Genomic DNA, 22,497 nt, shown 5'->3' with positions numbered 1-22,497 from the left:
ATTTTTGCGTTTGGTGTATTTTGCTCATTTTTTTCAACGTTCAACCATTGAATATGCGTAAGAGCCCTATGGTAGCCCGATTGTCTTTTTGTTGCAACAACACGTAAGCAATGTCTTTCCCACACCCTTTTATAGGGTGTAACAGTGGCCCGAAAGGTGCTGATAGTCTAAAAATGGCTGTTTTTGTACGTTTGTGGCCCATTTTAGATAGTGCAGATATCTATATTTGCAGCACCAAAACCACTTGCAACCATTGCAACAGGCTTAAAGCCGTTTGGTGACTTCGGCGTTGCCGAGCCGTTGGTATTGAGGGCTCTTGGCTGTGACTTCAAGTCGATGTAAAATAAAAATACTTCGTGTACTATCGTAAAAATATGGCTGAAAACCAAAAAAACTATATAACAGTATGAGAAATATTCTAACCATAATGATTTGTTTCATGGCGTTCACACTGTCGGCCACGGCAAGTCTCGTTGCCGGAAGCAGGGGGCGTTCATTGGTTGCTTTGCCTTCGCAGTCAAGTGGGGTCTTCCTCAGTTGGAGGCTGTTGCCCGGTGATGATGCGGGTGTTGCGTTTGATGTTTTGCGCGATGGCGAGGTGATAGCCTCCAACTTGATTCGCTCCACGTCTTTCGTTGACATGACCGGGACTCAGTCTAACACATACAGTGTGGTCGTAAGGCAAAACGGCCGTGTGGTTGAGGAAACGCAGGCGGTGACTCCGTGGGCCGACGTCTTCACAACGTTGAAGGCCGACCGGCCCGCCGCCGGCCGTACTCCGTCGGGAGAGAGCTACTCGTACTTCCCGGGCGATTGCGCTGTGGCCGATGCAGACGGTGACGGGGAGTACGAACTGTTGTTAAAATGGGAGCCTACCAATTCGAAGGACAACGGTTCGACGGGCAACGGATATTCCGGAAACTGCATCATCGACTGCTATGAGTTTGGCGGCGAAAGACTATGGCGGGTGGATTTGGGCATAAACATACGTGCCGGTTCTCATTACACACAGATTGTTTTCTACGACCTTGATGGCGACGGACAGGCCGAGATGCTTTGCAAGACAGCCCCAGGGAGCAAGGACGGAACAGGGGCTTATGTCACCGAGGCAGCATCAGACCCGGCGATAAAGGCTCTTGACAATGTGGAAGACCTGCGCAACCGCTCCAACGGACGCATATTCAGAGGTGCCGAGCTGTTGACCGTGTTCGACGGAAAGACCGGGAAAGCCATCCACACCGTGTGGTATTCACCCAACCGCGCCGGTGGACTGTGCGGTGTGGCCGACTATCCCGACGATGCGTTTTGGGGAGATGACTATGCCAATCGCAGCGAGCGCTATCTGTGTTGTGTGGCATATCTCGACGGGCAAGAATCCAATCCGTCGGCCATATTCACCCGCGGCTATTACACACGGGCTTACATCTGGGCGGTTGACTTTGATGGCTCGCGGCTCGTTACGCGATGGCTTTCGGCGTCGACAGCCAAGGCCGACCTCACGCTTTATTCTCCCGACGGAAGCAGCGAGACCCGCCGATACCTTGAAAACACATCGGGCCGTCCGCTCGATGGGCCCGACGGGGTGGCCACCGAGGGCAATACCTGTTTCGGAGAAGGGGCCCACAATATATCTGTAGGCGATGTGGATGGTGACGGCCGCGACGAGATAATGTTTGGTTCGGCAGCACTCGACGATGACGGGTGGATGCTATACAGCACAGGCTTGGGTCATGGCGACGCAATCCACCTCGGCGATTTCGACCCCGACCGTCAGGGGCTGGAGTTTTTCATGGTTCACGAGGAGGCTCCCTATGGCTATCATCTCAGAGATGCCGGCACTGGCGAGATTCTCATCTCTGAAGGCAGTGCAGGCGACAACGGCATGGGCACCATGGCCGACCTCGACCTGTCTGAGCGTGGGGCTGAGTTCTGGACGGCCGCATCTCCTGTCATCTATAATGTAAAAGGCGGGGAGATAGCCACGCTCGCAACCGACAAGCCACACAAGTTCAGGCTGTATTGGGACGGAGACCCGGCTGATGAGCTTTTTTACGACGCTACTGTCGACAAGTGGAACGGTGGCGGCAACTTTGACCATGTCATACAGATGTGGGCCTACGGCAATTCTTCGTCAACCAACGGAAAGCCCCACCCGTGCCTCATCGCCGATATCATGGGCGACTGGCGCGAGGAGGTCATCCTGTGGGATGATGCCGACTCTTGCACTCTGAACATCTTCACCACCAACATTCCTACAGAATGCCGAGTGCCTTGGCTTATGACCGACCACATTTATGAAATGGGCGTGGCCTGGCAGGACGTGGGTTACAACATGCCTCCTCACCTCGGTTATTACCTGCCTGATTACATATCGGAAAACCAACCCGACGACGGCAGCACTTCTCTTGTCTACGATTTCACAGGCGTAGGCGTCAACAACAGTATTGTGGGCGTCGATTGGGGCAGCCCGGTGACACCGGCCGGAGAGCCTATGAGGCTGATAGCCCATGCCGGCAACGATTACGACAACCGCTTTGCGGGCAGCTTTGGCAGTGATGGCAGCACTTGGCGTTACCGCGATGCCAGCAGCACCTACGAGGGCTTGTGGTCGCAGGGGGGCAAGGCTAAGCTGGCTGTGCTCGGTTTGCACGTCGGCGACGAGGTTACATTCAACCTTTGCAAGGGGTCTGTGCTGACGTTCGACGATAAGGGAATGGCAGGAGGAATCGTAGCTGTCGAGGCAGGCGAAAGCACCGTAGTGGTGGCGGCCGACGGAGACATGGTCGTTACAGCCGGTGCCGGAACGTATATCCGCAGTATCTCGATACGCTCAAAATCAGGCCATGACGAGTCGGGCATAAGCACAGCCACAGGCATGAGGCAAGCAGACGGGGAGTATTATACGCTCTCTGGGTTGCGCGTGGACAACCCGCGCAAGGGAATTTATATCCGTAATGGAAAAAAGATAATAATAAAATAACTCAATTATTCAATACAACTAAAAACTTAAGGCAATGAAAAAAATCTATTCTGTTATTGCGATGGCAATGTTTGCTATGGGCATCAATGCCCAGGTTACCTACGATTTCACTACTGTGGCCCCGGCCCCCGCGGATGGCGGCGGCATAGTCAACCCTGCCTATGGCGAAGGAAACACCACGGATGGCGACCATGTGTTCTCAATCCATTCCAAGACAGACGGGGCAGACATTCCCATGGTATACCTCGTGGCCCCCGACGGTACAGACTACGACAAGCGCATAGGCATACACAACCGGGGCAAGAGCTGGGTGTTCCGCAACACAGCCGATGCCGTTTGGCGCGGATTGTGGTCGCAATACAACAATCGTTACCTCTCCATTATGGATCTTCACCCCGGAGATGTGGTTTCCATTGTGCTCAGCCCAAACGACAGCAACAGTGGGTTTGTGTTTGACGACAAAGACCTTGACCAGGACGAAACCGGGCGCTACGGCTCTATGACGAGGGCTGAACTGAACCAGGCATTGGTGGATTACTATGGCGGAGATCCCGACTACATGGAAAACCAGGGCATAACCGAAGAGGAGCGCAACCGCGTGAGCGAGCAGTTCAAGACCGTTTCGTTCCAGATTTACGACGGAATCACCGACCCGACCGTAAACCTTCTGCTAATGTCTGAATCGGGAATATATATCGAAAAACTGACCATCGCGTCTGCCGGAGAGGCCGATGCGATAGAAAAAGTAGACTATGTGGTAAAGGGCGATGGCCATTGGTATGATATTAACGGGCGCAAGGTGGACTCGCCGGTGAAGGGACTTTACATACATAATGGCAAGAAGGTAGTTCTGAAGTAAGAGGCAAGAAAACTCTTTGGTATATGAACAGGAGATTATTATTGGCGACTCTGCAGGCTTCGGCGTTCCTGGCGCCATCCGTATTTGCCGTTCCGGCAATGGCGGAGGCGGCCGGGATTGCCGTAAGTCAGCAGGTTGTGACGGGTGTTGTCGTCGATGACATGGGCGAAGCCGTCATAGGAGCCACGGTGACGGTGGATGGTGGTGATGCCTCAAAGGGAACTCTTACAGACATCAACGGACGGTTCTCTATCAATGCGGCTAAGGGGGCAAGGCTTCGCATAACGTATGTTGGTTACAAGCCGGTAGTGGTGGCGGCTCAAAACGGGATGAGAGTGCAGCTCCAGTCAGAAGAGGTAAGCCTGAGGGGAGTGGAAGTCGTGGCTTACGGTGTGCAGAAAAAAGTGACTGTTACCGGTGCTTTGTCGAGCGTAAAAGGAGCTGAGCTGACTCGTACGCCGGTAAGTTCTGTTAATAATGTCATTGCAGGCCAACTCTCGGGTGTAACCTCTGTGCAGTATTCCGGCGAGCCCGGAAGCGATGCGGCAACAATTTTTGTGCGTGGGCAAGGCACATGGAACGATTCGTCGCCGTTGATACAGGTCGACGGCGTGGAGCGTTCGATGTCAGACATCGACCCTGAAGACATCGAAAGCATCACTGTGCTGAAGGATGCCTCGGCAACTGCCGTGTTCGGAGTGCGCGGAGCCAACGGCGTGGTGCTCATCACTACGAAGCGCGGAACAGAGGGAAAGGCAAAGGTTGACGTATCGACGTCTTTCTCGGCCTTGGCTCCTACAAAGATGGTTGAACAGGCCGGCAGCTATGGCTACGCACAGTTCTACAACCAAATGCAGCTCAACGATTTTGATGCGTCTGGCGGGGCTGAGTTTACGCCGATGTTTTCCGACGCGGTGTTGCAGAAGTTCAAGGACGGCAGCGACCCCATACGCTTTCCGAGCATGCAGTGGGCCGACTACATAATGAAAGACGTTACTCTGCAAACCAAGCACAGCGTTAACGTGAGCGGCGGCACGAAAAACCTGCGTTATTTCGTCTCTGCAGGAATGATGACACAGGGTGGGCTGTTCAAGGAGTTCAACCAGGACTACGACTATGGCTATCAGTACAATAGGTTTAACTATCGTGCAAACTTGGATTTGGACGTAACCCAATCGACAACAGTGTCGTTCAACGTGGCAGGCAACGTAAGCAATGCCGACAAGCCAAATACCGGTGGCGGGTCGTCGGGCCTTATCATGACCATGTATCAGGCCACACCGTTTTCCAGCCCCGGCATCATAGACGGCAAGTTCGTGAGCACCAGCACCGATTATTCCGACGGGGTGACGCTTCCTTTTGTAGGCGGCAACGGACTGTCTTACTTTGGCAACGGCGGTATAGGCGACATAGAGGCCATCAACGGGGGCCATATCTCTACAAACATCAATAAACTGCAGATTGACCTTCAGTTGCAACAGAAGCTCGATTTCGTCACAAAAGGCCTGCTGCTCAAGTTGAAAGGAGCCTACAACAACCAGTTCAACGTGGTTAAGAGCGGTACTGTGACCAAGGCAACTTATTATCCCATACTCGATGAAGATGGCAAAATCGTCTACCGCAAGTATGGTGAAAACGGACTACAGACCTACGAAGAGGAAACGGGCAAGGCGCGCGACTGGTATTTTGAGGCGTCGTTAAACTACAACCGCACGTTTGGTGACCACACTTTTACAGGTCTGCTGCTTTACAACCAAAGCAAGACGTATTATCCGTCGACGTACCGCGATGTTCCGCGCGGTTATGTCGGGCTTGTTGGCCGAGCCACTTACGACTACCAAAACCGCTATCTGGCCGAGTTCAACATAGGCTACAATGGCTCGGAGAACTTCCATCCCGACCGCCGTTTCGGCACGTTCCCCGCCGGATCCGTTGGATGGGTGGTGAGTGAGGAGAAGTTTTTCAAGCCCCTTGACGGGGTGGTCAGCTTCCTGAAAATGCGCGCTTCGTGGGGCCTTGTAGGCAACGACCGCATAGGCGGAAGCCGTTTCATGTACACATCCGATCCGTATGTGGTCGGCGATGGCAAATACTTAGTGCGCGACGGCCACGGCTATAATTTCGGAATAGACAATGCAACACTGCACATGGGGGCTTACGAGATGGCCAAGAACAATCCAGACGTTTCGTGGGAGAAGGCTTTCAAGCAAGACTATGGCGTTGACATTAACTTCCTTGACAATCGTTTACGCACAACATTTGACTATTACCGTGAGCACCGCACAAACATATTGCTGCAAGACATGACCGCCCCGAGCTATGTGGGCTATGCTGTTCCATACGCAAACTTGGGAGTTGTAGACAGTTGGGGCTGGGAACTAAGCCTTAAGTGGAATGACAATATCGGCAAGGATTTCCGTTATTGGGTTTCTGTAAATGTGTCTTATAACCAGAACGAGATAAAGGAAAAGAAGGAAGCTCCGCTAAAAAACGACTACCAATATGAGAAAGGACATCGCATAGGGGCTCGTTATATGTATCAGTTTTTCCGATTCTATGATGAAGACACGCCGCGACTTTACGAAGAAACCTTCGGCGAGCCGTTCCCCAAACAGCTCGTTGACCTGAAGGATGGCGATGCGGTGTTTGTGGATCTCGACCATAACGGCATCATCGACGACAACGACAAGACGCGCGCCATTGGCTATACGGACGACCCTGAGTACATTGCCGGCATTAATTGTGGGTTCAGTTACAAGGACTGGGAGTTCAGTATGCAGTGGACCGGGGCATGGAATGTTTCGAGAATGATTGAAGATGTGTTCCGCATTCCGTTCAAGTCGCGCACAGGAATGAGCGATGGCGGACTATTGCAATACCATATCGACCACACATGGTCGCCCGACAACCCCGGCCAAGACTACGATTATCCGCGTGCTACATGGGCAAACGGCTTGAACAACAACTATCTTGACTGCTCTCTTTACGAAAAGGATGCCAAGTATCTAAGGCTGAAAACCATAGCGTTGGCATATAATTTCCATGCTGATTTCTTGAAAAGAAAGTTGGGAATCAATAATTTTCAAATCGCAATAAGCGGCTATAACTTGCTTACGTTCACTCCGTTTATATGGGGAGACCCGGAGACCCGGACGAGTTCGGCGCCGTCATATCCGCTCCAGAAAACGTATACAGTAAGTCTGAAACTTAATTTTTAAAATATGAAACGGTGTAATTACAATACATTCAAAGTGTGTCTGCAAAAGGCATTTGCATTGCTCGGCCTTGTGGCTGCGCTGCTGCCGGTGGCATGCACAGACCAAGTGCAGTTCGGCGGGGCTTTCCTCGAGAAAGCTCCGGGCGGGACTGTGACAGCTGATACGGTGTTCTCAAATGCAGAATACACACGCGAGTTTCTTGCCAATGCCTACGCATACCAGTACTATAACCTGCCATGTAAGTCGTCAAACGGTTCACCTCAGTGCCTTAACTATTGGAAAGGGATGCCCGACGCTTTGGGCGACACCCACCATTTGTTCTACAGTTCGTCGAAGGTCTTTACCGATTATTACAACGGATCGCTTACTTCTTCACCCGACGACAAGAATAATGGCGGGGTATATCCGTACCTGAATGAGCACATCTGGGAGACTGTGCGCAACTGCTGGCTTCTGATTGAGAATGTTGACCGAGTGCCCAATATGCCTGGAAGTGAAAAAGAGTGCATCAAGGATGAGGCCCGGTGCTTGATGGCTTATACCTATTTTATTGCTTTCCGCTTCTATGGCGGTCTGCCAATCATACGCAATACGTTTACCGGAAGCGAGGAAGAATACACAAACGGGCGCGAGTCTGCCAGAAATACGGTCGACTTCATGCTGGAACTGCTTGAGACTGTCATTGCTAACAATAACCTTCCGTGGAAATACATCGGTGCCGAGGCTTATTCAAAGACCGGGCACTGGACTATGGCTGGTGCCATGGCGCTCAAGTGTCAGGTGCTGTTGTTTGCTGCTTCGCCACTGTTTAATGACAATCTGCCATACTACAGCGGTCAGTATACTATGGAGAACGACGCCTGCACTTGGTTCGGTTCTTACGACGCAAGCCTTTGGACTGACCTCAGGCTGGCATGTAAGGATTTCTTTGACACTCTGTCTCAAAACGGCGGATACCATCTGGTGCAGCCAGCTGGGCACACCCAAGAAGACTATAGGTATGCTTATCGTTATTCATACCTGTTCCAAGACAGTCCCGAGATAATCCATAGTGTCAGGGTGAGCACAAGCACCAGCGGCAACAACTACCAGTGGTTCAACCTCCGCAACAACGAGCGCATGTCGTATTGTCCCACCGAAGAGTATATTGAGATGTTTCCGTGGGCCGACGGAACGCCGTTTGATTGGGAAGCCGACAGTCTGGCCGGTAGGCTTGACACGATGTTTGTGGCTGGCGACTCGCTGCCCGACTACCAGTTATTGCAGAACCGACGCTACACGCGAGACCCGCGATTGTATGAGACTGCTGCCGTCAATGGCGCCTTGCAGACCATCAATTGGGGCGACGGGCGGACGAGTGGGCAGCCCTATGAGAACTGGGTTGGTGGCACTACGGCCGGAACGCAGCCTGCAACGAATACCGGCATATATGCCACCGGGTATAAAAACCTGAAATATATTGCCGGCGATGCATACGACAAACAGTATCCGCAGTGGTCTCCTCTGCTGCTCAGTGATATGTATCTAACCTATGCCGAGGCCATAATACAAGATGGCGGAAGCCTGGCTGAAGCCATAGGGTATATCGATGCCGTGAGGGCGCGAGTGGGATTGGGCGGACTTGCAGAGTGCAATCCTACAAAAAACCTGACCGGCAACAGGGAGGCACTTCTCGAAGAGTTGCTCAGGGAGCGTGCCTGTGAGCTGGGTTTGCAAGGTGCGCGATACTTTGACTTGATACGTTATAAGCGTGCGGCCGATTTTGAGAAACCTCTCCATGGCTTGCGTATCTACTGGCTGAAGAAAGACAGCGACGGGAATTGGCAGCGTAATGAGGAGCAGTGGTACAACAAGTACTACGATACACGGAGCGTAAGGGATAATCCTGATCATCCAATGTATTACGAGCCGTCGCACTTTGAGTTCGAACGGTTCGAGATAACAACCGGTTCGCGTGTATGGTGGAACAAGGGTTTTGACACAAAATGGTATCTGCAGCCCTTTCCTATCACAGAAGTCAACAAGGGGTATGGCCTTGTACAGAATCCGGGATGGTAAACCGTTTATTGCAGAACATCATATTAATAATAACGAAACATGAATCAAAGATATTCCATCATATTCACATTGCTTGCAGGGATGGCAGCTCCTGCATCGGCGCAGAACGACTCCACGGTGGTCGAATCGTTTGTCGGGCAGCCTGTAGATGTGGGGGCTGAAGTGGTGCTGACGCGTGAAGAGTCGACGGCGGCAGTCTCCGTCATTACCGAGCGTGATACAGACAGACGCAGTGCAAAGAACATCGGCAACAGCATAATTGGCCAAGGCAACGGCCTTATATCCCTTCTGGGGAGCGGAAGCTATGCCACGCAGAACCCAACGTTCTACGTCAGAGGCCTGCAAACGCTCAATGGCAACGACTCGCCATTGATACTCGTTGACGGTATTGAGCGCGACATAACCACCATCACACCCGAGGAGGTGGCTTCGGTGAGCGTGCTCAAGGATGCGGCTGCAGTGGCTCTTTATGGCTATAAGGGTGTCAACGGCGCGGTGCTTGTCACGACAAAGCGCGGAAAATCAAACTCGCGAAGCATCAAGTTTACTTACGACCATCTGTTCAACAGCATCATCAATAAGCCAAAGTTTGTCGATGCCTATACATACGGCAAGGCAATCAACGAGGCCCGGGCTAACGACGGACTCAGTTCGCGTTATAACAGCAATGAGCTTGACGCTTTGCGCGATGGCACTTACCCATATCTCTATCCCAATGTAAACTGGGTTGACGAGACATTTCGCGACCGTGCAATGACCAACAAGTATAATCTGCAGTTTCAGGGTGGTACAGACAAGTTCTTGTATTACGCCATGGTAGACCTCATTACCGACAAGGGATTCGTTAGGAACCATGACAACAACGACGGGTATTCCACTCAGGACAAGTATGTTAAGGGCAATATGCGCATGAACATGGACATAAAGCTTACCCCAACCACTCTCGTCAAAGTCAATCTGCTCGGAGTCTTGGCCGAAGAATCCGGCCCTGGCAATCAGGCAGACCTGTGGGATATGGTTTACACATTGCCCGCGTCTGCATTCCCGGTAAAGAGTTCCGGCGGAACTTGGGGCGGCAGCAATACATGGGCGGGAACGCTTAATCCCGTTGCCCAGTCGTCGGGGGCGGCTTATTACAAGAATCATTCCCGCTCACTCTATGCTGATATTTCCATCTGTCAAGACCTCGGCAGTTGGCTCAAGGGGCTCGGGGCGTTTGTTCGTACAGGCTATGACAACACGGCAAACATATTTGAAGACCATTCAAAGACCTACGTATACAGTGTTGTTGTGCCAAACTGGCCTGATGCCGCCGCCGAGCCCACAAGCACCGAACAGACGTATGGTGTTGACAGTCCGATGGGTGATGAGGCCGGTGTCGAAACTTACAGCCGCCGGTTTCATTTCGACGGAGGGCTTAAGTTCATGCGTGAGTTTGGCGACCACAGCCTTTACACACAGTTGAAATGGGCGTATGAATACGAGGATCCCGAGGGAGTGAACAACACAATATATCGTCAGGATGTTTCATTGTGGGCACACTATGGTTACAGACAGCGCTACTTTGCAGACATTGCCTTGGTTGAGAGTGGCAGCAGCCGCCTTGCTCCCGGTTCTAAATGGAATTTCTCGCCAACAGTTTCTGCCGCATGGATCGTTTCTCGCGAAGATTTCATGAAGGATGTTGTCTGGGTGGACTTTCTGAAGTTACGTGCTTCGGCCGGTATTATCAACGCCGATTATCTTCCGGGCGACAATGTGTGGTCGTATTATGAGCAGCAATACACCATGACAGGTGCAACTTATCCATTCGACAGCGGCTGGAACACCGGCTTTACTTCCACCGGTCTGGGGCAGTTGGCAACGGTCAACCCCGGTCATGAGAAGGCATACAAATATAATGTTGGAATGGATGCCAGGCTCTTTGGCTCTCTTGATGTCACCCTCGACCTCTACATGCAGCATCGCACAGACATATGGGTCTCGTCTGCAGGCAAGTATTCAACGGCCATAGGAATGGTTGCCCCTTATGAGAACGCGGGCATAGTGGACAGCCGCGGACTGGAGCTGGGACTTGATTACCAAAAAGAGTTTGGCCCTGTGGCGTTTAACTTGGGCTGTAACCTGACTCTTACACACAATGAAATAAAAGAACAGCTCGAAGAGCCGCGCCTTTATCCAAATCTTGTGCAGACGGGCCATGCTGTCGGACAGATTTACGGACTCGAGGCCATAGGCTTCTTTGCCGATGAGGCCGACATTGCCTCCAGCCCCACACAGACATTTTCTACGGTAAGACCTGGCGACATAAAGTATCGAGATGTTAATGGCGACAATAAGATAGACGCCAATGATGCCATTGCCATAGGCAATAATGGCACGGTGCCGGGTGTGTTCTACAACATCCGCCTGGGTGTTGAGTATAAGGGCATAGGCCTTTACGCCCTGTTTCAAGGTGTAGGTCGCTATACTGCCAACCTTAATACCAAGAGCATGTACTGGCCGCTCATCGACAACACCAACATTTCGCAGTATGCTTATGACAACCGGTGGACGCCCGACAACAAAGACTCCAGGTTTCCGAGGCTTAGCAGTCAAAGCAACGCCAACAACTATCGCAACTCTACGCTTTGGCTCGAAGACCGCTCGTTCTTTAAACTCCGCGACCTCGAAGTTTATTACAACCTGCCTCAGTCGGTATTGAAGGTCACAAAGATTGTGAACGGTGCCAAGCTGTACGTTCGCGGGACAGACCTTTTCAGCATAGACAGCATCGAGGAAAACGATCCGGAGGCGTTGGGCATTTACCCGGTTTACAAGAGTGTGGCCCTTGGATTGAGCGTTACGTTCTGACGCAATGCGAGGGCAGTTGGATTGATCTTTAGATACGAAAATAATAAATTATTCGATTATGAAGCTATGCATAAGCCGGAAAGGTTGGGCTGTGGCTCTTTGCCTTTCCACCGTTTCTTCCTTTACCTTCCTCTCGTCGTGCAGCGACAGGATGGACTACAAGGAATATAACATATACGACAGAGACTATATTGTAAAGAACTTCGGGAACGTGGGCGGTTTCATGACTACCCTCTACAACTATGTTGACTACGACTTCGGCAACTTTTCTTCGGGTGCCATGCTTGCCTCGGCTTCAGACGAGAGCGAGTATAGCAAGATGGGCAACGGCATTGAGGACTTCTACAACGGGGCGTGGAGCCCATCAAATGCTAAGGAAGACCTGCCGTCGGCATGGGTCAAGATGTACCAAGGCATAGCAACGGCCAACGAATTTCTGGATAAGTTTCAAGGCGAGACGTTTGATGAACTTAAGTACAACCCCGATTATCGGGCCCAGATGCACCGCTATGAAAACTACAGGTATGAGGCCCGTTTCATGCGTGCTTACTTTTATTTCAACCTCGTTAAGACCTATGGAGGGGTGCCACTCATCGATTGCGTGATGTCTCCCAATGAAGTCAACAGCCTGGCCCGTGCCTCCTCAGACAGCATCTTTGCATTTATAATAGGTGAGTGTGATGCCATACAGGACTCGATAGTTGCCGATTATTCCGACTTGGGTGAATACGCGCTTGACACAGAGGAGACCGGGCGCGCCGACCGCCTGGCCGTCATGGCCTTGAAGGCGCGTGCTGCTCTGTATTGGGCCAGTCCGCTGTTCAATCCATCGGGCGACAACGGGCGCTACCATGCGGCTGCACTCTACACAAAACAACTGCTCGATGCCTGCGAGGAGCGGGGCAAGGGGCTTACCGCCAACTACAGAGACTTGTGGAATTCACGGTCTTACAACACTCAGGCTATTGTCAAGGAGATAATCTTCGGGCGCAGATATTCATCTTCATCGGCAGGCGACCATCTTGTCGAGGGCTACAACTATCCTGCCGGCATTGAGGGAGGTGCTGGCGGAAACTGTCCAACCCAGACCCTCGTCGACGCTTACGACATGATAAACGGCAAGCCAATCGGAGACCCGGCGTCGGGCTACGACCCGGCCAACCCGTATGCCAACCGCGACCCGCGCCTTGCTGCTACGGTGGCAACCAATGGCGACGTATGGCCGTCGTACCAGTCGAAGGCCCTCCAGACCTATTATGGCGGGGCTAACGGTGAGCCGCTTGAGGGCGCCACTCCTACTGGATATTATCTCAAGAAGCTGTGCAATGGCAGCATTTCGCTGGCAAGCAACAGTACGATGAAGGATGCCACTCACACTTGGCTGACGTTCCGGGTGGGTGAGTTCTGGCTCAACTATGCCGAGGCCATGTTCCGATACACCGGCAGTGTGTCGGCAACGACTCCCGATTTGCCCGTGTCTGCCCTCGAGGCCGTTAACATGACGCGCAGGCGTGCCGGTGTGGGCGACATAACAGACACGGACCCCGGCGCATTCTGGGAACGTTACAAAAACGAGCGCATGGTAGAACTTGCCTTCGAGGGCCATCGCTTTTGGGATGTGCGCCGCTGGAAAGAGGCCGACAAGCACTTCACAAGTATAACGGAGATGAAGCTCACCACAGCTGCCGACGGCACCGTGACATACGCCAGGAACAAGGTGAACCGGCAGTGGGACGACAAGATGTACTTGTTCCCAATACCGCAGACAGAGATACTTAAGAACCCAAACCTAAAACAAAACCCGAATTGGTGATGGTAAGATTGGCTTTTTTCATTATGTTGTCTGTGGTTGGGCTTTTGCCCGTTGGCGCACAGGCGTATAATAGTGTCAGGCCCGGGCAACTGTGGCTCGACACCGACGGCAAGCCCATACAGGCACATGCACCTCAGATATTGGTCAAAGACGGTGTTTACTACTGGTATGGTGAGAACAAGGAGAAGACAACTCTGGGCTCCAACGTGTGGACATGGGGCATCAGGGCATACCGTTCCACCGACTTCTACAATTGGGAAGACCTGGGGCTTATCATAAAGCCAGATACTGTCAATCCGCTTTCGCCACTCCATTATTCGCAGACTCTTGACCGCCCGCACATCATCTACAACCGGAAGACAGGCAAGTGGGTGTGCTGGATAAAGTCGATGGATACCGACGGCTACTTTGTCATAATGCAGGCCGACCGTTTTGAGGGGCCATACACGCTGGTCAGGAGCTTCAAGCCTGAGGGTTTCGGTGTCGGCGACTTCGATATGTATGTAGATGAAGTCAGCGGCAAGGCTTATGTCTGGTTTGAGCGGCCACACTGGGAGATGGTTTGTGCAGAGCTAACCGACGATTTTCTTGGCACCAACGGCAACTATTCCGAGCACTTCGTGGGTTTGCTGCCACCCTATACGCGCGAGGCCCCGGCCCATTTCGTGCGCAACGGACGCCACTATATGTTCACAAGCGGCACCACCGGCTATGTGCCCAACCCGTCGAGGGTGTGTGTGTTCGACTCATACCATGGCGAATACACCGACTTGGGCTGCCCCCACGTTGGCGATAAGTACAGTGATTCGTTTGGCTCACAGATATCGTCGGTGGTCAGGATTCCCGGAACAGGTCTTTATGTGGCCCTTGCCGACCGATGGTTGCCTGCGCTTGCCGGCACCGACATACCTGTGCGCATAGCCCGCGACTACGAGCGACGCTACAAGGGGCGCAAGCCGTTTGAACGCGATTTCACACAACCGAAAACAAAAGACAAGACTGGCATGAAGCGCACCAAGTGGGACACAACCGCTGGTTCGCGCTATGTGTTCCTGCCGGTAACGTTTGATGCCGACGGCAAGCCCGTAATCCATTGGGTAGACGAGTGGCGTATCGAAGATTATGCTGTGCCATCGCGTGCCGACGTCGGCCCCGGCGCCATGCCCGAAGAGATGGAAGCGGTGGCGGCTCCCTTTGCCATGCCGCAGCTCCGGCGGCCCGAGTTCCCCGACCGCAAGGTAGTTGTCTCACTGAAAAAAGGAAAAACAAATACATGCATCATACAGGAAGCCATCGACAAGATGAGTCTGGATGGGGGCGGAACGGTGGTCATCCCCGCCGGCGAATGGCTCACTGGGCGCATCGAGCTGAAGAGCAACGTTTGCCTGAACATTCCCGAAGGGGCTGTGCTGAGGTTTAGCGGGCTCATACGCGACTATCTCCCGGTGGTCTTCACTCGCGACGAGGGCATAGAGATATACTCGCTCGGAGCGTTCATCTATGCCAACAATGCCGAGAACATAGCGGTCACTGGCGGCGGAAAGATAATCGGGCCGTCAACCGACTGTGAGATTTTTGCCAACAACAGTGCCAAGGCTCTGAACATAGAGGCCATCTGCCGCAATGGTGAGATGCCTTTGCCGGAGCGGGTGTTCGACGGAGAGAACAATGGCGGCGAGGTGTTCCTGCCCAAGACCATAGCCCCGATAAACTGCCGCAACGTGCTGATAGAGGGCGTTACCCTTGAGCGGGGGCTTTATTGGAACGTCGTTCCGCAGTACTGCGAGAACGTAATCATACGCGGTGTCACCGTAAGCTCTTACGGACACGGGCGCACCGACGGCATAGACGTGGAGTCGTCAAGAAACGTGCTCATAGAATACTGCTCGCTCGATTGCCAAGACGACTGCTATACCATGAAGTCGGGGCGTGGTGTCGACGGCCTGCGCGTTGGCCGGCCCACAGAAAATGTTGTTGTGAGGAAATGCCTTGCCCTGCGCGGTGCCGGCGGCATAGTGTGCGGAACCGAGGTGGCCGGAGGTGTGCGTAACGTTTACTGCCACGACTGTGTGTTCGACGGCACCGAACAGGCTTTTCGCTTCAAGACGCTTCGGACAAGGGGCGGGGGCGTGAGCAACGTCACTGTTGAGCGTGTGCGGGCCCGTGTCACGGGGGCGGCATTCTATTGCGACATGCTCGGTTCGATGAAGTGGGGCGGCGATTTGGCCCGGCGCTATCCGGTGAGGGAGATAACCGAGGCCACGCCCGACTTCAACACCATTGTCGTTGACAACGTTAGGATAGACAGTTGCGCGCAGCTGGTCAAGGCGGTAGGCTTGCCCGAACAACCGTTGCGCAACGTGCTGTTGAGCCGGGTGAAGGCCAGATGCGGCCAGTTTATGTTCATGCGCGACACAGAGTCGTTCACACTGAAGGATGCCGATGTCGAAGCCTCCGACCCTTCGGCCACAATCGACGGGTGCAGTGGGATGATGATGCTCGGCGTGATGGTCAATGGCAGGAGATTTGACAGCATGTCCTGTAGCTTGGTGAGGTCAATGCCGGTTGTCTGTTCAGAATGATTTCAGCCATGCAATTTTGTGTTTCAAATGCGTTTATAAGTAGGTGTTCAAAATTAATTGCCATCAAATTGTGCGCTATTTCGGAGATGCATGCCAAAGTCCGAAGAGAGAGCGTAGCGGGCTACGCGGCCGATGAGACTTTGGTATGCGGCCCGAAAGAGCACACAAGATGGTGGCAAAGATATAGAGGACACCTGCAAGGTCTATTGTATCGGTTAATTTTGAACAGCTACTTATATCATCGGGCTGCATCATGCCGGCTGTGTTGCACTTCAAGCTGACGGTGGCAGATGACGTAAAATGCTATTTTTATAATGATAAAACAACTTAACGACTATGAATAGAAACAAATGCTTAATGGTTTTGGCCGGGCTTATGCTTTCGGCGTCGGTTATGGCCGAGGGCGAAAGGATGTCGATGCTGATGAACTTCGACTGGAAATTCAAGCTCGGCGAGACCGACGGTGCACAGGCCGCTGCCTACGACGATTCTTCCTGGCGCAGCCTTGACTTGCCACACGACTTCCAGATAGAGATGCCGTGGAACGAGAAGGCGAGCCGCTCGCGCGGGTTCAAGGATATGGCCACGGCTTGGTATCGCAAGACTTTTGCCGCAAGTGGCGATTGGAAGGGCAAGCGTGTCCTCCTTGACTTCGAAGGTATCATGCTGCACGGCGACGCTTACCTCAATGGAACTAAAGTGGGCGGTACGGACTATGGTTATCTTGGCTTTGAGGCCGACGTCAGCGGGCTGATTAAGTACGACACGCTCAATGTGCTGGCAGTGCACTGTTCCACAGGCGAGGCCTCCGATTCGCGATGGTATACGGGAGGGGGGCTTTATCGCGATGTGCACCTTGTGGTCAAGAACCCCGTATCGGTGGCCCGCCATGGCATTTATGTCACCACGCCTGAAGTGTCGGAGCAGAGGGCAACGGTAGATGTGCAGGTTGAGGTGGAGGGCATAAGAAACAAGAAATGCGACCTTGTCGTCAAGGCGACAATACTCTCGCCAGACGGTCAGGTGGTGGGCCGGTCAGAGGTGGCCGCGCCCAAAGACAGCAAACAGCCTACGGTAGAGGTTGGCCTGCCGCAGTTGTCAATAGCCAATCCGCGCCTGTGGTGGACTGAAAAGCCCGACCTTTATACGGCCGAAGTGGCGTTGGTGCTCGACGGGAAGACCGTAGACAAGGTAAGCCAACGGTTCGGGATACGCACCATTGAGTTTTCAAATGACTTCGGCCTGAAGCTCAACGGCAAGAAGATATTCCTGAAGGGGGTGGCCTGCCACCAAGATTACGGTGCAGTGGGAGTGGCTGCCTATGAGACAAGCATAGCGCGGATGATGGACAGGTTGAAGGAGTTTGGCTTCAACCACATACGCACCAGCCACAATCCCTACAGCGAATCGTTTTTGCGTCTGGCCGACGAGAAAGGCATTTTGGTGGTCGACGAGCTGTACGACAAGTGGAGTAACACCATTGCCTGGGCCGGCCGGCGGCCGTGGACATCCATCTGGTGGGAGAATGTGATAGAGTGGGTGAAGCGCGACCGCAACCATCCGTGTGTCATCATGTGGAGCCTTGGCAACGAACTTCAGTTTCAGGAAGAGCGGTGCGGATTTCCCACGCGCGACTGGGGCGTTACGGCTTACAACATAATGAACACCCTCGTAAAGCGTTTTGACCCTACGCGCAAGACCACCGTGGCCATGTATCCGGCCAGGGCCAACGGCATTGTGAAACATAGCAAGGAGTTTAGGATGGAGCAGAACATCGTCCCGCCCGAACTGGCCACCAAGACCGAGGTTGCCAGCTTCAACTATTGCTGGGAAGACTATGGCAAATATCTGGAGAAAGCTCCCGGCATGATTGTTTATCAGAGTGAAGCCACGACAAACGAACTGTCGGCACCTTACTTCGGAATGAATCGCGACAAGATGGTGGGGCTGGCCTACTGGGGGGCGATAGAGTATTGGGGAGAGTCTAACATCTGGCCCAAGAAGGGTTGGGACTATTCGTTTTTCCGCCATTCGTTGGAGCCAAACTCGCAGGCATACCTTATGAAAAGCATCTTTGAGCCCGAGGAGCCGTTGGTGCATATAGGCATAGCAGGCAAGGTTGACACGCTATTGTGGAACGACATAACAGTGGGGCAGACCCGCGTAACGAGCCACTGGAACAGAGAGCCGGGCAAGAAATATACGGTGAACGTTTATACAAACGGAGACGAAGTGGAGTTGTTTGTCAACGGCAACAGCCTCGGAACAAAGCGTAACGACAACAAGCGCAAGCCGAACATAATAACTTGGAAAGGTGTTGAATATGTTCCCGGTGCCATTGAGGCTGTGGCAAGGAAAGACGGAAAGCCGGTAGCGCGCCACCGTATTGAGACGGCGGGTGAGCCGGTAAGCTTGAAGATGGTCGCTGAAAACACTGGATGGAAAGGTGACGGCATGGACTTGCAGTATGTCAGGGTGTATGCCGTCGACCGTAAAGGTAGGGTAGTGCCTACGGCTGTAGGTAGGGTTAGTTTTGAAGTTGAGGGGGCTGCGCGCCTGATTGCCGTTGACAACGGCGACCATTCGTCGGATGAGCTGTTCTGTGGCAACAGCAAAGCGCTTTACGAGGGGTTCGCCATGGCCATTGTGCGCTCTGCGCGTAAGCCCGGAAAGGTGAGGGTCACTGCAAGGTGCGACGGTTTGAAGTCGGCAAGTGCAACGTTGGTTACAGAATGACGGGGCGGTTGCTTGTTGTGGTTAAACTGCCGGTGGCTTATGGTGGGTGCCCGACGGTTGGCGGATGCCGGCATCCAGGCCTGCTTGCAAATATGCAACCGGCGCAGGCAAGGGCGTCGTTGGTTTGGCGCTCCTGCCGTTTGGCCTTCCAAAACTGCTCTTTCGGCACTGCAGGACAGGCTGTTTCGGCGCCTGAAACGGTGTTGGTTGCATGCTCGCATGGCTGGCTTTGCAATGTGCTGCCTGCCAGTCGGTTGCGAGCGCATGGCGCTGTTAGGGCCATTAACATAAAAATGTTAACGGCTGTTTCGTGCCTGAGGCAATGGCAGGCACTGCCAAGGGTGATGCTTGTCGGTGGCGTGAGATATTCTGCTGCTTGCGTTTTTACTTTTTTTGAATTGCATAATAAAACATGGATGAATGCGTTTTTTCAAGTAGTTACGGTTGTCAACCGGCGGCAGGCTCCCTTGCTGCCGTCATGGGCTTGTGGGCATGGCAGCAGCGGCCATGACCTTAGGTGCCGTGGCCCGGTGTGGCCGGCGCAGGCTTTTGTCGGTCTGCCACAGCTCAATGTGCCCGGCAAGTTGCTTGCCCGAATATAGAGTAATTGCAAAACATCTTATACATAATGAAAATGAAAAAAAGACTATTGACTACGTTAATGGCCATGGCAACCATGGCATCGGTGGCGGCCGACGACGCCTTGTGGCAACGGTTTGCCAGTCCTTCCGACGAGGCCCGCACCAAGGTTTGGTGGTTTCATGGCGAGACAGAGACAACGGAAGAGGGCATCGACGCCGACCTTGAGGCATTCAAGGAGAAGGGTGTCGGTGGCGTGGTTTTCTATGACCAGGTTCACGGCGATGCGGCCGGGGCGTTCCCGTCCATGTCTCCAGAGTGGTGGCGCATGCTGAAACATGCAGCCCGCAAGGCCCGTCAGTTGGGCCTTACGTTTGAAGTGGCCGCAAGCAACGGCTACGTGTCGGGCGGCCCGTGGATAACGCCGGAGCTTGGCATGCGTAAGACCGCCATGGTCGATACGGTGGTCACGGTGGTAGAGCGGCAGAGCGTGACGTTGCGCCTGGCATATCCGGGTAAGGGCTTCTCGGACATTGCCACTGTGATGTTTCCCGACAAGGAGTCATTGAAAGACATCTGCATAGAGCCGCGCAGGCTCACTGCCGAGGACAACCGCCCGCTGACAATAAGCTACGATGCCGGGCGCACTTTGAGCATAGCCGCGATAAGCTATGCCACCAACCCTCGCGGCAAGGGCTCTACGGGCTCGATGAACATTCCGGGCAGACCCCGGGAGCGTTATTTCGGGGCTGGGTTTGTTGACCTGCCGCCTATAGGTGACCTCGAATACAGTGCCGACGGCAGGACATGGGAGCGGGCCGCGCAGTTGCCTGCCGTAGAAAATGTGATAGGGCACAAGAGCAAGGAGCGCACCGTGAGCTTCCCATCTGTAAGCGGACGCTACTTCAGGGTGAGGCTGCACGACTGGATGGACAGCGAAGGCAAGCTGAACAAGCTGCAGATAGAGAACGTGCGCCTGTCTGCGCGCGACCGCATAGACAACTGGCAGGTGAAGGCCGGTTTGCGCACAGAGGTGTATTACCCGCACGAAGAGGGGGAAGACACAGGGGCCGTAGACCCCGCAACGGTGAGCGACGTGTCGGGGGTGGTGGGGCCCGACGGTACCGTCACGCTGACACTTGAGCCGGGCACGTGGCACATAATGCGCTTTGGCCATGTGCCTACGGGCGGGCGCACCAAGCACGGGCGCAAAAACCTGCTTGGCCTGGAGGCCAGCGTGATGTCGGCCGAGGCTGCACGGGTTCATTATGACCATTACTTCGGTGCCATCTGCGATACCCTGTCGGCCATTGGCTGCAAACCCGACGGAATGGCCATGGACAGCCATGAGGCCGGCATACAGAACTGGGCGGAAGGCTTCGAGAAACGGTTCAGCCGTATCAACGGGTATGACATAACCACGTGGCTGCCCGCCCTTGCCGGGTACATCGTGGGCGACAGGGACAAGACGGAGCGTATGTTGCTCGACTTCCGCAAGGCCATAGCGTCGACAATCAGCAGTGAGTTTTATTCCACCTTTGCCCGCCTGTGCCATGAGGATGGCGTGAACTTCACGTCGCAGGCCATGCTCAACATCGACGCCGACAACATATCGTGCCGCGGTCGTGTAGACAAGCCTCAGGGAGAGTTTTGGGCTTATCAGGCAAACGGCAACTATGATTGCCTTGATGCGGCGTCGGCCGCCCACCTTTATGGCCACGCCATTGCGTCGGCCGAGGCTTTCACAGACTCACCTTACCGTTCTACTTGGGACGAGTTGCTGCGCATAGCCAACCTTGCCTACTGCAAGGGGACAAACGAGTTTGTGGTTTGCGCATCTTCATATCAGCCTTGGCTCGACCGTAAATATGACGACGACAACAGCAAGCATCCGTACATCTTCCACCGCCTAAACCCCAATTGGGCCACGTCAGGCAAGTTTTGGAACTACCAGGCACGCTGCTCACAGCTGTTGCGTGAGGGCAGGCCGGTGGTAGACCTGTGCATATACCTGGGCGAGGACTTGCCGCTAAAGACAATGGCGTATAAACTGCCCATCGTGCCAGAGGGCTACAACTTTGATGTCTGCACGTATGACGCTCTGATGCACCGCTTCTCGGTTGCATCGCAGGACACGGCACAGGGCAGGCTGGCCGTAAGTGGCGGAATGCGTTACAAGGCACTTGTAATCCAGGACCGCACGTTCGTATCTGCCGAGGCGCAGCGCAAGATAGAGCAGCTGGAGCGTGGCGGTGTGCCTGTGATATGGTGCAACCGTGGGGAGACCGTGGCCGAAGGGCTGCGCCGGCATGGCATCGGGCCTGACCTTGCGCTGCGTAGTGCCGACAAACCTGATGACAAGGTTTGCTTCTACCATCGCCAGGCCGATGGGGCCGACATATATTTCGTTTACAACCATAGCAGCAACGACTATGATGCGCCCGTGACCCTGCGTACAAAATTTGGCACGGCTGAGATATGGAACCCTTATACGGTGGAGCGCAAAAAGGCAAGCATGACTGCGGGAAAGACGGTGCAACTGCATCTTGAGCCATACCAGAGTGCTTTCATTGTGGCAAGATGAGTTGTGTTGAGGCCGGATGGGCCCGGAAAAACGAGTGCCGTGATTGAGCTGTATGCCGGGCTCAATCGCGGCACTTTGCTTATTGGAAAAGCCACGCGACTTTGACCCTTTTTGCCAAGCAGGACTGTCCCCTTTGGCTACAATATGATTGACCCTTCTGGCCAAAATAGTATTGACCACTTAGTTCACCTATTGTTATAGATTTTTTTTGTGTAGATTTGAGTGCCCGAGTCCT

General features: G+C 53.6%; 9 protein-coding genes. All 9 read left to right on the top strand.

What is annotated here, in order from left to right:
• Positions 1-406: 406 nt before the first annotated feature.
• The 9 genes from H6B30_RS14370 (at position 407) to H6B30_RS14330 (ending at position 22,262) form a co-directional block, all read left to right on the top strand.
• Complete coding sequence (locus H6B30_RS14370; RefSeq protein WP_205111790.1) at positions 407-2,980, top strand: rhamnogalacturonan lyase; 2,574 nt, start codon at positions 407-409, stop codon at positions 2,978-2,980.
• 34 nt (positions 2,981-3,014) lie between these two features.
• Positions 3,015-3,839, top strand: a complete 825-nt coding sequence (locus H6B30_RS14365; protein ID WP_205111788.1) for a hypothetical protein — start codon at positions 3,015-3,017, stop codon at positions 3,837-3,839.
• A gap of 23 nt (positions 3,840-3,862) precedes the next feature.
• Positions 3,863-7,057 carry a SusC/RagA family TonB-linked outer membrane protein gene (locus tag H6B30_RS14360; RefSeq protein WP_205111786.1) on the top strand — a complete coding sequence of 1,065 codons (3,195 nt, stop codon included), beginning with the start codon at positions 3,863-3,865 and terminating at the stop codon, positions 7,055-7,057.
• A 3-nt stretch (positions 7,058-7,060) separates the two neighbouring features.
• Positions 7,061-9,115, top strand: a complete 2,055-nt coding sequence (locus H6B30_RS14355) for a RagB/SusD family nutrient uptake outer membrane protein (protein WP_205111784.1) — start codon at positions 7,061-7,063, stop codon at positions 9,113-9,115.
• A 39-nt stretch (positions 9,116-9,154) separates the two neighbouring features.
• Positions 9,155-11,968 (top strand): SusC/RagA family TonB-linked outer membrane protein, encoded by a 2,814-nt coding sequence (locus H6B30_RS14350; protein WP_205111782.1) that lies wholly within the window; start codon positions 9,155-9,157, stop codon positions 11,966-11,968.
• Positions 11,969-12,119: 151 nt separating this feature from the next.
• The gene (locus H6B30_RS14345; RefSeq protein WP_205111805.1) at positions 12,120-13,781 is read left to right on the top strand and encodes a RagB/SusD family nutrient uptake outer membrane protein; all 1,662 of its coding nucleotides are present in this window, start codon (positions 12,120-12,122) and stop codon (positions 13,779-13,781) included.
• Positions 13,781-16,363, top strand: a complete 2,583-nt coding sequence (locus tag H6B30_RS14340; RefSeq protein ID WP_205111780.1) for a glycosyl hydrolase family 28 protein — start codon at positions 13,781-13,783, stop codon at positions 16,361-16,363. Before H6B30_RS14345 ends, H6B30_RS14340 begins: the two co-directional genes overlap by 1 nt.
• A gap of 336 nt (positions 16,364-16,699) precedes the next feature.
• Positions 16,700-19,099 (top strand): glycoside hydrolase family 2 TIM barrel-domain containing protein, encoded by a 2,400-nt coding sequence (locus H6B30_RS14335; RefSeq protein WP_205111778.1) that lies wholly within the window; start codon positions 16,700-16,702, stop codon positions 19,097-19,099.
• 634 nt (positions 19,100-19,733) lie between these two features.
• Positions 19,734-22,262, top strand: coding sequence for a glycosyl hydrolase (locus H6B30_RS14330; RefSeq protein ID WP_205111776.1), 2,529 nt, complete (start codon positions 19,734-19,736; stop codon positions 22,260-22,262).
• Positions 22,263-22,497 lie beyond the last annotated feature (235 nt).

Origin of the sequence: Marseilla massiliensis, assembly GCF_016899955.1 — a bacterium.
GTDB classification, from domain to species: domain Bacteria; phylum Bacteroidota; class Bacteroidia; order Bacteroidales; family Bacteroidaceae; genus Prevotella; species Prevotella intestinigallinarum.
This window is presented reverse-complemented; position numbering and strand designations above follow the sequence as displayed.

Coding starts and splice junctions, on each gene's coding strand:
- H6B30_RS14370 (WP_205111790.1), top strand. CDS start 407: ATGAGAAATATTCTAACCATAATGATTTGTTTCATGGCGTTCACACTG.
- H6B30_RS14365 (WP_205111788.1), top strand. CDS start 3,015: ATGAAAAAAATCTATTCTGTTATTGCGATGGCAATGTTTGCTATGGGC.
- H6B30_RS14360 (WP_205111786.1), top strand. CDS start 3,863: ATGAACAGGAGATTATTATTGGCGACTCTGCAGGCTTCGGCGTTCCTG.
- H6B30_RS14355 (WP_205111784.1), top strand. CDS start 7,061: ATGAAACGGTGTAATTACAATACATTCAAAGTGTGTCTGCAAAAGGCA.
- H6B30_RS14350 (WP_205111782.1), top strand. CDS start 9,155: ATGAATCAAAGATATTCCATCATATTCACATTGCTTGCAGGGATGGCA.
- H6B30_RS14345 (WP_205111805.1), top strand. CDS start 12,120: ATGGACTACAAGGAATATAACATATACGACAGAGACTATATTGTAAAG.
- H6B30_RS14340 (WP_205111780.1), top strand. CDS start 13,781: ATGGTAAGATTGGCTTTTTTCATTATGTTGTCTGTGGTTGGGCTTTTG.
- H6B30_RS14335 (WP_205111778.1), top strand. CDS start 16,700: ATGAATAGAAACAAATGCTTAATGGTTTTGGCCGGGCTTATGCTTTCG.
- H6B30_RS14330 (WP_205111776.1), top strand. CDS start 19,734: ATGAAAAAAAGACTATTGACTACGTTAATGGCCATGGCAACCATGGCA.